Here is a 13,160-nt window from a genome sequence, read left to right on the forward strand (position 1 = left end):
GCTTCGCGGGCTAAATCGCGGCTCAACGGCCCGGCGGGGCTTTTACACGCCGACCTCCTGCTCGCAATGGCTGCCATTGACGGATGTTTGTACGCTTCTCGTTGTTGAGCAGACTCCGTTGATATGCGTCCAGTTTGGCCACATGACATGAACCTGCCCATCGCATTGGCAAAGACAGCTTCAAAAAACAGCTGATGGCAATCAGCCCTCGTTGCATTCCCTCATCATGAGTCCCTGTCGCGTGCCTGGGCGTGGCGCCGGGCCGTTGAGCACGGATTTAGTCCGCGCAGCGGACCGAGGCCCCTGGTCATGGGCCGAGTCCGTGCGATAGGCCCGGCGCCACGCCCAGGCACGCGACAGGGACGCCTTCAGAGAGACAATCACGACCAGCAAACGCCCACAAACACCAGCAGCCATAAAAAATGCCACTCAGGGCTTAACTGACTGGCATTGCCCAAAAGGGGGGGGCGCTTTTGCCTTGGGGCGGCCCGGCAACAAAAATGCCGCAAGATTGATTTTTGTCATGGCATGACGATTTACGGGCGGAATCGTCACGACTGATGCATGTTGCGGCCGTATGATGCCACGATTGTATTTTCATGTTTCTTGACGGCAACGGGTCGACGTGTGCGCATGGTCGCGCAGGGGCCAGTTGTCTTCATATTCTATTTGTTCGATAATTTCAGAAATTTCTGAAGTTAAAGTAACAAAATTATGCCGCTTAGCCCTCAAACAGAACGATTCGTGCTGCATTTCGGAGAAATGGGCAGCCGCTGGGGCGTAAATCGCACCGTCGGCCAGATGTACGCCCTGCTGTTCCTGTCTCCGCAGCCCTTACATGCAGACGACATCGCCGAGGCGCTGAGTTTTTCGCGCTCGAATGTCAGCATGGGGCTCAAGGAGCTGCAGTCCTGGCGGCTCGTGAAGCTGGTCCATCGAGTCGGTGACCGGCGCGACTATTTTGAAACTCCTAAAGACGTCTGGGAGATCTTTCGCATCCTGATGGAAGAAAAGCGCAAGCGCGAAATCGATCCGACGTTGACCTTGCTGCGCGATACCTTGCTTGAACCGCCGAAAGGCGAGTCAGAGGTCTATGCCCAGCAACGCATGCAGGAAATGCTCGAACTCATCGAGCTGACGACGGGGTGGTTCGACGAGGTGCATGGCCTGCCTCCCGAAACGCTGCAACGTCTGATGCAGTTAGGGAAAAAGGTACAGAAAGCATTGGATTTTGCCGGCAAGCTGCGGGGCCGGGATTGACGTCGTGGCGTAAATAGAGAAAGTTATGAAGCTGCTTTGTAGGTTCTTATCAAGAAAGCGTGGGGTTGCCTCCGATTTCCTTGATTCCCGCGGCACACCCGCTGGGTTCATGCGCGCCGTTGAGAGTATCGTATGCAACATTCATTGCGTCGGCTGTGGTCTGCGCATGCCGTCGCGGTTCGTCGTCTGTCCGGGGAGAGCAATCCATGGTTGATCTAGACGTTGTGAACCTGTCGCGGTTTCAATTCGCCGCGACTGCGATGTACCACTTCATCTTTGTGCCGCTGACGCTAGGGCTGTCGTTCATCCTGGCCATCATGGAAAGCGTGTACGTCATGACGGGCCGGGATATCTGGCGCCGCATGACGATGTTCTGGGGCACGTTGTTCGGCATCAACTTTGCTTTGGGTGTGGCGACGGGCGTCGTGATGGAGTTCCAGTTCGGCATGAACTGGTCCTATTACAGCCATTACGTAGGCGATGTGTTCGGAGCGCCGTTAGCACTTGAAGGCCTGATGGCTTTCTTCCTCGAGGCCACGTTTGTCGGTCTGTTTTTCTTTGGCTGGAATCGTCTGTCCAAGGTCGGCCATTTGGTCGTGACCTGGCTGGTGGCGTTTGGTACTAATTTCTCGGCACTGTGGATTCTGATTGCCAATGGGTGGATGCAGAACCCGGTCGGCGCGGTGTTCAACCCCGACACCATGCGGATGGAAATGACCGATTTTGCCGCGGTCATTTTCAATCCGGTCGCTCAAGCCAAATTCGTTCATACCGTGAGCGCAGGGTATGTCGCAGGGGCGATGTTCGTCATGTCGATCAGCGCCTGGTATCTGTTGCGCCGCCGTCACGTGGATCTGGCCAAGCGTTCCATGGCCGTGGCTGCCAGCTTTGGTCTGGCCGCATCGTTGTCCGTGGTGGTGCTGGGAGACGAAAGCGGTTATCTGACCACCGAGCATCAGAAAATGAAGATCGCAGCGATAGAGGCGATGTGGCATACCGAGCCGGCGCCGGCCAGTTTCAATCTGTTTGCGATCCCCAATCAGGCCGAGCGCAAAAACGATTTCGCTATCGAGATTCCCTATGTGATGGGCATCATCGGTACTCGTTCGCTGACCACGCCGTTGCTTGGTATTGACGATCTGGTTCGCCGGGCCGAATTCCGCATTCGTGAGGGCATCGTGGCATACGAGGCGATGGAGCGTATCCGGAAAAATCCCGGCGATTCCGAAGCACGTATGGTGTTGGACAAAGGATGGCCTGATTTGGGATACGCCTTGTTGGTCAAGCGTTATCAGTCTGACCTGAGCAAGGTCACCGACGCCGATATCAAACAGGCAGCGCTGGACACCATTCCGAATGTGGCGCCGCTGTTCTGGGCTTTCCGCATCATGGTTGCGGTGGGGATGTATCTGATCGCCTTTTTTGCGGTTGCATTCTGGTTGGCATCACGCGGACGTCTGGATAGCCGCCCGGCATTGCTGAAAATCGCACTGTGGAGCTTGCCGCTGCCGTGGGTGGCGATCGAAGCCGGCTGGTTTGTCGCCGAGTATGGCCGTCAACCCTGGGTGATCGAAGGTGTCCTGCCCACCTACTATGCCGCCTCCGGGCTGACGTTTACCGATCTGGCGATCAGCTTGGGCATATTCCTGGTGCTGTACACCGTGCTGTTGATCGTGGGCGTGAAAGTCATGTTGCACGCGATTAAAGCAGGACCTAAGACCGAGGTGCCCGCCTCGCACCCCACCAAGGCCGACCCCGTGGCGGCTGCCGTTGATGCCTACTAAGCACGGAGATCGCACATGGAAACGCTGATTCCTTTCGACTACGCGACATTGCGCGTGGTGTGGTGGGGGCTGTTGGGCCTCTTGCTGATTGCTTTTGCCGTGATGGACGGCTTTGACCTGGGTATTGCGGCGTTGTTGCCGGTGGTGGCTCGCACTGATGCCGAACGCCGCGTGGTGATCAATGTGGTGGGGCCTGTCTGGGAGGGCAACCAAGTCTGGTTGATTACCGCGGGTGCTGGCGTATTCGCGGCGTGGCCGCTGTTGTACGCAGCGTCGTTTTCGGGCTTTTATCTGGCGATGATGCTGGTGCTGATCGCATTGATTGTGCGGCCGGTAGGTTTTAAGTATCGCAGCAAGATGGAAGGCACGCGCTGGCGCAATACCTGGGACCTCGTGCTTTGTGCGTCGGGAGTCGTGGCCGCTCTGGTGTTTGGGGTGGCCATGGGTAACCTGATTGTGGGTGTCCCGTTTGGTTTTGACAGCAATACGCTGCGACCGGAATATCACGGGCATTTTTATCAGCTGTTCAGTCCGTTTGCATTGTTGGCTGGGGTGTTGAGCGTGGTCATGTTGATCATGCACGGTGCTGTTGTGTTGGCGTGGCGTACTGAGGGTGCCGTGGCAGCGCGTGCGCGCCAGGCAGGCCGTATTGCAGCGGTGCTGACCGCGGCGTTGTTTGCGGCGGGCGGCTTCTGGGTCGCGAGTGGCCTGGACGGACATGTCGTCGTCAGTGCGACGAATACGCTGGCAGCATCGGATCCTGCGCTCAAAGAGGTGTCGGTTCAGGCCGGCGCGTGGATGGCCAACTTTGAAAAATGGCCCCTCGCCTGGATCGCACCGGCATTGGGTGTGGGGGGCGCATTGATCGTAGCGCTGCTGTTGAGCGTGCGGGTGAATTGGCTGACCTTTATTGTGTCGGCATTAGCGGTAGCCGGCGTCATTCTGACGGTGGGACTCGCGCTGTTCCCGTTCTTGATGCCGTCGTCGACCGCGCCGCGTTTCGGGCTGACGATATGGGATGCGTCGTCGAGTCATCTGACCTTGTGGATCATGCTGTTGGCCGTGGCGTTCTTTCTGCCCATCATCACGATCTACACCGCGTGGGTCTATCGCGTCATGCGTGGCAAGGTCACGACCGAATCGATCTCGGGTACGCCTAATTCTTATTAGTCCATCCCATTGTCTGGAGCGTAAAAGTATGTGGTATTTCTCGTGGATTCTGGGCTTGAGCTTAGCCTGTGCGTTTGGCATTTTGAACGCCATGTGGTTTGAACTGCGTGAAGGCGAGGAACACGATCCTGCCAGATTGGCCAAGGCATCTGAGCGCACGTGACCAGCACGCAGTTTGATGCTGTTGAGACGGCATCCGGTTCGGGGCCTGAGACAGACAAGCTCGCGCGTGAGCACTCGCGTTGGTTGAGTGCGCAGGCGCGTGTGCCGCGGCTGCCGCTCATCGTGGCCGTGGGGGCGCCTCTGTTGGGTGGGGCGTTGCTCTTGGTGCAGGCTTGGCTGTTGGCCCGGGTACTGGATGCGGCGATTGTCAGCCAGGCGCCTCGCAGTGCATTGCTGGGTGAGATCGCGGTGATCGTTGTCCTGATGTTGGGCCGAGCGGGCCTGGCCTGGGCCAGTGAACGGGCGGGAGCCCACGCAGCCGAAAGCATTAAGCAACGCATTCGCCTGGCCTTGTTCGATCGCCTGGTGGGCCGCGGCCCCATGTGGTCGCGGACACGGGTGTCGGGGGAATTGGCTAGCGCTATCGTCGATCAAGTCGAGGCGCTGGATGGGTTTTTCTCGCGGTATCTGCCTGCAGCGGTATCGGCGGCGATATTGCCGCTGGCATTTGCGGTGGTGCTGTTGCCGTTCGATTGGATTGCGGGGTTGTTGTTGCTCGTGACGGCGCCATTGATTCCGTTGTTCATGGCTCTGGTGGGATGGGGCGCCGAGGCAGCGAGCCGGCGGCATGTGCGTGCGTTTGCCAGGCTATCCGGATTTTTCGCCGATCGTCTGCGCGGCCTGTCCACCCTGAAACTCTACGGTCGTGCGCAAGCCGAGGCTTCGTCGGTCGCCATGGCCAGCGAGGCCGTGCGCAAGCGCACGTTATCGGTATTGCGCATTGCTTTTCTGTCGTCGGCGGTGCTGGAGTTTTTTGCGGCGTTGGGCGTCGCCGGGATGGCGGTGTATTTTGGTTTGTCGTACCTCGGGTTTCTCGATGTGCGGGCGACGCCGCTGACGCTGCAAGTCGGTTTCTTCTGTTTGTTGATGGCGCCGGAGACTTATGCGCCCTTGCGTCAATTTGCGGCGCACTATCATGATCGTGCGGCGGCGCGAGCCGCGGCTGCGCAGATTGCCGCATCGTTCGAGGGCTTGCCAGACACGTCGGCGCCGTTCGGCGATTCGGAGGTTGCCGCCGTCGAGCCGGCCGAGGTGCATGCTGCCGTTGCCTCCGATGAGGACGGCGCCACGCGTTCGCTGAGTGGCGGCTCTGGCGTGACCGTTTCCGCCGATGCCCGGGCAGTGGCGCTATTGGCCGCCACTCATGTCGCGGGTGCTTCGGCCGACACATGTGCTGCGGGTATTGCGGTGTCGGTACGCGGCTTGAGTATTCAAGCACTGGGGCGTACTTCGCCAGTGTTGGACGATGCGTCCATGGCCTTGTCTGCGGGCGAGCATATCGCTCTGATGGGGCCGAGCGGCAGCGGCAAGACGACCTTGCTGGAGGTCCTCGCTCGGTTGCGTCCCTGTGCAGAGCACATCATGCTGGATGACGTGCCGCTGGCCGAGTGGGATGAAATCGTACTGCGTGAGCGTGTGGCCTTGATCGGTCAGCGGCCCTTTTTGTTTGCGGCCAGTATTGCAGACAACATCCGTTTGGGGCGGCCGCAGGCAACCGACGAACAAGTTCTTGAGGCCGCCCGGCGCGCCTGCGTCATGACGTTCGCCGAGCCGTTGCGTGAGGGGTTGGATACGATGCTGGGGCCTCGCGGCCGCGGCTTGTCGGGCGGGCAGGCGCAGCGCGTGGCGCTGGCGCGCTTGTTTCTGCGAGATCCCGGGCTGATCTTGCTGGACGAGCCCACGGCCTCTCTCGATGAGGCAACGCAGTCTCAGGTCCTGGACGAGATCCTGGCATTTGCACGCGGACGAACATTGTTGCTGGCAACGCATGCTTGCGCCGTGGCGCAGCGTTTGCCGCGCACGATCCGGCTGGTCAACGGCAAATTGGAGCCGGCATGACAGCATTGCTGCGTTTGCTGCCGCCCTTATATCGCCGTCGTTTGGGAGCGCTGCTGGGAACGCTGTTTCTGGCGTTGCTCACCATTGCAGCCGGTGTCGGTTTGCTCGGGGTGTCCGGTTGGTTTCTCAGCGCTGCGGCCTTGGCCGGCGCAGGCTCTGTTTTTAATCTTTTTGTCCCGTCTGCGTTGGTGCGCTTGCTGTCGTTCGTGCGTATCGCGGCGCGTTACGCAGAGCGATTGGTCGGGCATGCTGCCACGCTGCGTTTATTGACGGATTTGCGCAGCCGCGTGTTCGAGGCGCTGGTGCGTTTGACGCCGCGTCAGCTGGGACGCTATCGCGATGGCGATCTGGTGACTCGCCTGACAGGAGACGTGGACGCGCTGGATACGGTGTTCTTGCATGTGCTGACACCGATGCTCACCTCTGCGATCGCTGCCGCTGTGTTGGCGGTGGTGGTGGGCGTCTGGGTGCCGGCGGCCGGGTGGGTATTGGCCGGCGCGATGTTGATGGCATGTGTGGCGCTGCCTGTGTGGCAGGCCCGTGCTGCACGCTTGCCAGGTTTAGCGATCCAGGAAAGTCAGGCGGCGTTGCGTGCAATGGCGTTAGAGACTGTGGAAAGCCACGCTGATGTCGTGGCGCTGTCGGCTGTCGATCAAGTACGGACCGGCTTCATGTCGCAGTGTGCGGATATGACGCGCGCGCGCAAGGCGCAGGTGCGTATTGCCGCCAATGGAGCATGGGCCTTGCAGGTTTTGGCAGGGCTTTGTGTATTGGCGATCTTGTGGTTTGGCCTGGACGAGCTCAGCCGGCAGCGTCTGAGCGGACCGTTATTGGCAGGATTGCTGTTGGCGGTGATTGGCATTTTTGAAGTGGCTGGGCCGTTGATGCGAGGGGCTGCGCGGCTGGGTGGAGCGGTAGCGGCGGCACAGCGTATTCAGGCGGTGGTCGAACAAGCGCCGGACCAAGCTGATCCAGGCCGGCCTATGCCATTGCCCCAGCGGGGCGCGATCGAGTTTGACCAGGTGTCCTTTGCCTATTCCGCGGCCGTTGGCACGTTGGGACCGTTGGTGTTGAATGCCGTCAGTCTGCGCATCGAGCCTGGTGAACGTGTGGCGATTACCGGGCCGAGCGGCTCGGGTAAATCCACGCTGTTGCAACTATTGCTGCGACTGGAGGACCCCTTATCCGGTTGTGTTCGTTTCGGAGGGATCGATCTGCGCAACGCCTCGTTGGCTGACGTGCATCGCCGCATCGCCTGGCTTGCCCAGGATGCGCCTGTTTTTCTGGGCACACTGCGGACCAATTTATTGATTGGTGATTCGCAGGCAGACGATCCCATGCTATGGGCAGCCTTGGATGCCGCTCGGCTGGGGAATTTCGTGCGCAGTCTGCCCGACGGCTTGGACACCTGGGTGGGGGAAACGGGCGCGAGTTTATCGGTGGGGCAGGCGCGGCGGCTGTGTCTGGCTCGGGCGTTGTTGACGTCTTGTCCTGTCCTCGCCTTGGACGAGCCGACGGCGGGCCTGGACGAAGCCGCCCAGGCGGCATTCTTTAACGATCTGGCTCACGCCACCGCGGGACGTACGGTGGTGCTGGTGACGCATGCCGCACTGCCGCAGGGCGCGGTTGACCGACGTCTGATTTTGCGTGATGGTTGTCTGAACGTTTCTGTTCTGGCTTAACCGCATCGGCGCGGTTATAGTTCGCCTTGCTTCAATTTCCCCCGGGGTAGGCCCATGCAGACTGACACCGTCGAGCTCATTCGACGCACTATCCGAAGCATCCCGGACTGGCCTCGCCCGGGCGTGGTGTTCCGCGACATTACGCCGTTGTTACAGGACCCGCGCACTTTCCGTGTCTTGATCGATCTGTTTGTCTATCGCTATATGCGGCAGCGCCTGGATTTGGTTGCGGGCGTCGACGCGCGCGGCTTCATTATTGGCAGTGTGCTGGCCTATGAGCTGAACCTGGGCTTTGTGCCTGTGCGCAAGAGCGGCAAGCTGCCGTATCGCACCGTGGCCGAGGAATATTCGCTCGAATACGGCAATTCGTCGGTGGAAATCCATACGGATGCGGTTCGTACCGGCCAGAGAGTGCTGCTGGTGGATGACCTGATCGCTACGGGCGGCACGATGCTGGCCGCGGTCAAGTTACTGCAGCGTCTCGGCGCGAACGTCGTCGAGGCTGCCGCGATTATCGATTTGCCGGAGCTGGGCGGCTCGGGGAAGATCGCCACGACGGGCACGCCCTTGTTTACGGTATGTAGTTACGATAGCGCCGAGTGACGCCGCTGCCTCAAGCGGCGTCCGGGATCGCCCACGAGCCCGGATCGGTCAGGCGCGGCTGGATAAAGTCCAGGAATGCTCGCGTTTTGGCGGGGATGGTACGCGAGGGCAAGAGGGCGAATAGCGGAATCGGGGTCAAGGCCCAGTCGGGCAATACCGGCACGAGCCCTTTGTTTTGAATCGGCTGGCCGATGGTGTCGAAATATAGCAGCGGGGCAATCCCCAGCCCCTGACCCGCCAGACGCGACAGCATGCTGACGTTATTGGCGGCGAGGCGTCCGGACACGGCGACACGTTCGACCTTGTCGCCCGAATGCAGCACCCAATAAGAATAGGCTTCGCTCATTGCTGGACGAAGGCATTCGTGATGCCCCAGATCGGCGGGCGAGCGCGGCGTGCCGTGCAAAGCCAGATACTGCGGCGAGGCATACAAACGGTGCTCCAGCAGCACGATCTGGCGTGCGACCAGATTGGAGTCGGGTTGCCGGCCAAAACGCAGCACGAGATCAAAGGGGTTGCTGATCGGATCGATCGGCTGCATGTTCAGATCAAAATCGCACTCGATATCCGGGTACTGGGCACGAAAGCCCTGGATCACCGCGGGCAAGAATAGCTGTGCCAGGCTCGAAGGCATCGAAACCCGCAGACGTCCTTTGGGCTGCGCAGCCATGTCCAGCAATTGATCATGAGCGACGCGGACCTCTTCGATAATGGGCCGGCAGCGTTCAAAGTACATGAGGCCGGCTTCGGTTAGATCGATGCGCCGGGTGCTGCGATTGAGCAGCTTCATGCCGATATTGTGCTCGAGATCGCTGACGCGCCTCGACAGCGTCGATGCGGGTATGTTGAGCGCCTCGGCGGCATGGCTGAAATTTTTGCGCTTGGCGACTTCGACAAACAACGCGATGTCGTTTAGCTGGATATCCATGTGATTCTGTATGTTGCGTGCTGGATATAGACAATATCCCAACACTACCAATAATGTATGCAGCAAAAATGGAAAAAACTGTTCCGTTTGCTGGAATAACGCTCGTCGCAACGCGGGGGAAGCCGTGATATGCAGGCGAAGCGCCCTTGATAGGACGCTGATGGTGGACAAACGTTCCTGGTGGACCTGTAATTAGGACGGGTCCGGTGTTCAATAGTGTGAGGGGGGCAGGTGCCCGCTGGATGCGGCATAGCGGTGATGAAAGATGATGGCGTGGATGAGACGGCAGGCTTTCATTAACCATCACTCATTAGTAATAGGGCGTGTGCCGAGTTCGTGTCACACTCGGCCAAGTCGACGCGGGGCTGAGCTGGGTAGCCGCGGCGTGCAGTCTGGCGCCGTCCATAATGAGCCACCTGTGGCGAATGTTGTTCAAATGCAACGTTGCTTATTAGCAAATGCTCACAGGCACCGTGATGAATTGAGGATGGGGAGCTGACACAAAATCCCCGTCCTGCCTGGGGATTCCGTCGATTGTTGCGTCGCAAGTCATGGTTTACCCGCATTTATGGAAAACAGCTCTCCAAATTTGTGGTTAATCCCTATTGCTCAAGGAAAGATACTTCTAAACGTACATGCGTCGTCCGACGTTGCCGCTGGCATAAAGCGGGTCACGCATGCCCTTTCCTGTCACATCGCTTTAGGAAATCATGATGAAAAAAACGCTACTGGCCGTTGCGCTGGCCGCCGGCTTCGCAGGCGTGGCTCAAGCCGAAACCTCGGTTACGCTGTACGGCCTGATTGACGCAGGTATCGGTTACAACCAAGTCAAGGGCGCGAATGGCGACAAAGCCAGCCGTATCGGCGCTGTGGACGGCGTGAACAGTGGTTCGCGTTTCGGTCTGCGCGGTTCGGAAGACCTGGGCGATGGCCTGAAGGCGGTCTTCACTCTGGAAGGCGGTTTCTCGCCCAACAACGGTAATTCGTCGCAAGGCGGCCGTCTGTTTGGCCGTCAAGCCACTGTCGGTCTGCAAAGCGACAGCTGGGGTCAACTGGACTTCGGCCGTCAAACCAACTTGGCTTCCAAGTACTTCGCTGGTATCGATCCCTCGGGCATCAGCTACGACCAAGCCACCATGGGTACATCGTTCAGCTCGGCTAACACCGTTCGTCTGGACAACATGGTGTTGTACCAAACCCCGTCGTTCTCGGGCTTCAAGTTCGGCGTTGGCTATTCGTTCAACGCTGACGACAATGCTGACACCGGCGGCGGTTTCCGTACCAACGAAAACAACCGTGTGTTGACCGTTGGTGCTCGCTACCAGAACGGCCCCTTGGATGTGGCTTTGTCGTATGACAACTTCCGTCCGGACAGCGGCCGTGTCAAGGGTCAATACGACACCGATAAGGTCCAGTCGTACATCCTCGGCGCTGCTTATGACTTCGAAGTGGTCAAGGTCTCGGCTGCTTTCGGTCAAACGTTCGGCGGCTGGTTCGTCGGCACGAGCATTGATGGCTTGAGCGACGTAGACGGCACGGGCCTCGGCAGCTGGAAAATCGCTGACGGCTCGCGCGTTAACTCCTACCTGCTGGGCATCAGTGCTCCGATCGGTGGCGCCAGCAACATCTGGGCCTCCTGGCAGCGCGCTGACGTCAACAACAGCCGTCTGGCTGGCGACGACGCCACGAGCAACACGTTCAGCCTCGGTTACACCTATGATCTGAGCAAGCGTACCAACCTGTACGCAATGGGTTCGTACGGCGACAACTGGGCATTCCAAGAAGACCAGCGCAGCACCGCTGTGGCAGTCGGCTTGCGTCACCGCTTCTAAGTACCTCACACGTCCCGGCGCGGGTTGACGAATGTATGGTCTTCTCCGTTATCCATCGAGTGACAACTGACCCCGCGAAGGTTTGCGCCGGGCGTGTGTAGTACCTAGATAGGGGGCCTCTTCGGGGGCCCCCACTTTTTTGGAGCGTGGCATTGTGTCGGCGGCCGCTGGCCAGTCGAGGCGCCAGCGTAATGCCAACGCTACAGCAAAACGGCCCAGGGCATTGCCCTGGGCCGTTCTCGCGAAAACGATGTCGGGGCGGTTACAGGAACAGCCTATAGGCGGGATTGTCCGTTTCGTTCCAATGGGGGTAGCCGAGCTCCGATACAAAGGTCTTGAACTGTTTTTTGTCCGAGGGCGGGACCTGGATGCCTATCAGGATGCGGCCGTAGTCGGCGCCCTGATTGCGGTAATGGAACAGGCTGATGTTCCAGTCTGGATTCATCGCATTCAAAAAGCGCATCAGCGCGCCCGGACGTTCCGGGAATTCAAAGCGATACAGCAGCTCGTTGCTGGCCAGGGCAGAGTGCCCGCCCACCATGTGGCGCAAGTGCGTCTTGGCCATTTCATCATGGGTCAGGTCCAGGGTATCAAAACCATGGCGGCGGAAGTTTGCCGCGATTTTGTCGGGCTCGGCAGGCGAATTGATTTGAACGCCGACAAAGACATGGGCGCGCTGGGCGTCGGATATGCGGTAGTTGAACTCGGTGACGCTGCGGTTACCCACCAGCTCACAGAACCTGCGGAAACTGCCGCGTTGTTCGGGCATGGTCACGGCAAAGACGGCCTCGCGCATTTCGCCGACCTCGGCACGCTCGGCGACAAAGCGCAGGCGGTCGAAGTTCATATTGGCGCCGCACGCGACGGCGACGAGGGTTTTGCCCTTGAGCTTGTGCTCGGCCGCGTACTGTTTGGCACCCGCGACGGCCATGGCGCCAGCGGGCTCGAGCACGCTGCGAGTATCCGTAAACACATCTTTGATGGCTGCGCAGATCGCGTCGGTATCGACCACCACGAAATCGTCTACGTATTTGCGCGTCAGGCGGAACGTCTCTGCTCCCACCATCTTGACTGCCGTGCCATCGGAAAACAGGCCGACGTCATTGAGCTGCACGCGCCGCCCGGCGCGCACGCTGCGCAGCATGGCGTCCGAATCCTCGGTCTGGACGCCAATGATTTTGATCTCGGGCCGCAACTGTTTGATATAGGCGGCGATGCCCGACACCAGCCCGCCACCGCCGATCGCGACAAAAATCGCATCGATGGGGCCGGGGTGCTGGCGCAAGATCTCCATGCCCACCGTGCCTTGGCCGGCGATGACATCCGGGTCGTCAAAGGGGTGCACGAAGGTGAGTTTTTCCTTCTTTTCCAGCGTCAGCGCGTGGGCGTAAGCATCAGAAAAGCTTTCGCCCGCCAGGACGACTTCGCCCCCCAGGCTGCGCACAGCGTCGATCTTGACCTGCGGGCTGGTGGTCGGCATGACGATGACTGCACGGCATCCGAGCCGGCGGGCCGACAGGGCGACGCCCTGCGCATGATTGCCCGCGGACGCCGCGATCACGCCGCGATTGCGGGCCGCCGGGCTCAGGTTGGCCATCTTGTTGTACGCCCCGCGCAGCTTGAAGCTGAACACTGCCTGAGTATCTTCACGCTTGAGCAGAATCGTGTTCGAAATTCGCTGGGACAACTGAGTGGCGGTTTCGAGGGGGGATTCGACAGCGACGTCGTAGACCTTGGAGGTCAGGATGCGTTTTAGATAATCGTCAGACATGATGGCGTAAAGGCCGGGTGAGAGAAATAAGGCGTGGGCCAGATTACCACAGCGTCCGGCGCGACTTTG

The 13,160-nt window shown here is 59.6% G+C and carries 10 protein-coding genes; 8 read left to right on the forward strand and 2 right to left on the reverse strand.

Annotation, left to right across the window (positions count from 1 at the left end; all coding sequences use genetic code 11):
- Positions 1-714: 714 nt before the first annotated feature.
- From ACYVI2_RS20165 to ACYVI2_RS20195, 7 genes are all read left to right on the forward strand, one after another.
- A complete protein-coding gene (locus ACYVI2_RS20165) occupies positions 715-1,260 on the forward strand; it encodes a GbsR/MarR family transcriptional regulator (RefSeq protein WP_415821514.1) in 546 nt (181 codons plus the stop codon).
- A gap of 206 nt (positions 1,261-1,466) precedes the next feature.
- Positions 1,467-3,044, forward strand: coding sequence for a cytochrome ubiquinol oxidase subunit I (locus ACYVI2_RS20170; protein WP_415821512.1), 1,578 nt, complete (start codon positions 1,467-1,469; stop codon positions 3,042-3,044).
- A 15-nt stretch (positions 3,045-3,059) separates the two neighbouring features.
- Complete coding sequence (cydB, locus tag ACYVI2_RS20175) at positions 3,060-4,214, forward strand: cytochrome d ubiquinol oxidase subunit II (RefSeq protein ID WP_415821511.1); 1,155 nt, start codon at positions 3,060-3,062, stop codon at positions 4,212-4,214.
- 28 nt (positions 4,215-4,242) lie between these two features.
- Positions 4,243-4,377 carry a cytochrome bd-I oxidase subunit CydX gene (cydX, locus tag ACYVI2_RS20180; protein WP_415821510.1) on the forward strand — a complete coding sequence of 45 codons (135 nt, stop codon included), beginning with the start codon at positions 4,243-4,245 and terminating at the stop codon, positions 4,375-4,377.
- On the forward strand, positions 4,374-6,275 hold the full coding sequence (gene cydD, locus ACYVI2_RS20185; RefSeq protein ID WP_415821509.1) for a thiol reductant ABC exporter subunit CydD: 1,902 nt from the start codon (positions 4,374-4,376) through the stop codon (positions 6,273-6,275). Before cydX ends, cydD begins: the two co-directional genes overlap by 4 nt.
- Positions 6,272-7,957, forward strand: a complete 1,686-nt coding sequence (gene cydC, locus ACYVI2_RS20190; RefSeq protein WP_415821508.1) for a thiol reductant ABC exporter subunit CydC — start codon at positions 6,272-6,274, stop codon at positions 7,955-7,957. Before cydD ends, cydC begins: the two co-directional genes overlap by 4 nt.
- 54 nt (positions 7,958-8,011) lie before the next feature.
- Positions 8,012-8,560, forward strand: a complete 549-nt coding sequence (locus ACYVI2_RS20195; protein WP_415821507.1) for an adenine phosphoribosyltransferase — start codon at positions 8,012-8,014, stop codon at positions 8,558-8,560.
- Between the two features lie 10 nt (positions 8,561-8,570).
- On the opposite strand, the gene ACYVI2_RS20200 is transcribed toward ACYVI2_RS20195, so the two are convergent.
- The gene (locus ACYVI2_RS20200) at positions 8,571-9,488 is read right to left on the reverse strand and encodes a LysR family transcriptional regulator (RefSeq protein WP_415821506.1); all 918 of its coding nucleotides are present in this window, start codon (positions 9,486-9,488) and stop codon (positions 8,571-8,573) included.
- Between the two features lie 713 nt (positions 9,489-10,201).
- On the opposite strand from ACYVI2_RS20200, the gene ACYVI2_RS20205 reads away from it, so the two are divergent.
- Complete coding sequence (locus ACYVI2_RS20205) at positions 10,202-11,320, forward strand: porin (protein ID WP_415821505.1); 1,119 nt, start codon at positions 10,202-10,204, stop codon at positions 11,318-11,320.
- Positions 11,321-11,582: 262 nt separating this feature from the next.
- Here ACYVI2_RS20205 and ilvA read toward each other — a convergent pair whose 3' ends face one another.
- A complete protein-coding gene (gene ilvA, locus ACYVI2_RS20210) occupies positions 11,583-13,091 on the reverse strand; it encodes a threonine ammonia-lyase, biosynthetic (protein ID WP_415821504.1) in 1,509 nt (502 codons plus the stop codon).
- Between the last annotated feature and the right edge of the window lie 69 nt (positions 13,092-13,160).

This window comes from Bordetella tumbae, from assembly GCF_054780995.1.

Bases quoted from the DNA above. Each gene is read 5' to 3' on its own strand.
- ACYVI2_RS20165 (WP_415821514.1), top strand. From the start codon at position 715: ATGCCGCTTAGCCCTCAAACAGAACGATTCGTGCTGCATTTCGGAGAA.
- ACYVI2_RS20170 (WP_415821512.1), top strand. From the start codon at position 1,467: ATGGTTGATCTAGACGTTGTGAACCTGTCGCGGTTTCAATTCGCCGCG.
- cydB (WP_415821511.1), top strand. From the start codon at position 3,060: ATGGAAACGCTGATTCCTTTCGACTACGCGACATTGCGCGTGGTGTGG.
- cydX (WP_415821510.1), top strand. From the start codon at position 4,243: ATGTGGTATTTCTCGTGGATTCTGGGCTTGAGCTTAGCCTGTGCGTTT.
- cydC (WP_415821508.1), top strand. From the start codon at position 6,272: ATGACAGCATTGCTGCGTTTGCTGCCGCCCTTATATCGCCGTCGTTTG.
- ACYVI2_RS20195 (WP_415821507.1), top strand. From the start codon at position 8,012: ATGCAGACTGACACCGTCGAGCTCATTCGACGCACTATCCGAAGCATC.
- ACYVI2_RS20200 (WP_415821506.1), bottom strand. From the start codon at position 9,488: ATGGATATCCAGCTAAACGACATCGCGTTGTTTGTCGAAGTCGCCAAG.
- ACYVI2_RS20205 (WP_415821505.1), top strand. From the start codon at position 10,202: ATGAAAAAAACGCTACTGGCCGTTGCGCTGGCCGCCGGCTTCGCAGGC.
- ilvA (WP_415821504.1), bottom strand. From the start codon at position 13,091: ATGTCTGACGATTATCTAAAACGCATCCTGACCTCCAAGGTCTACGAC.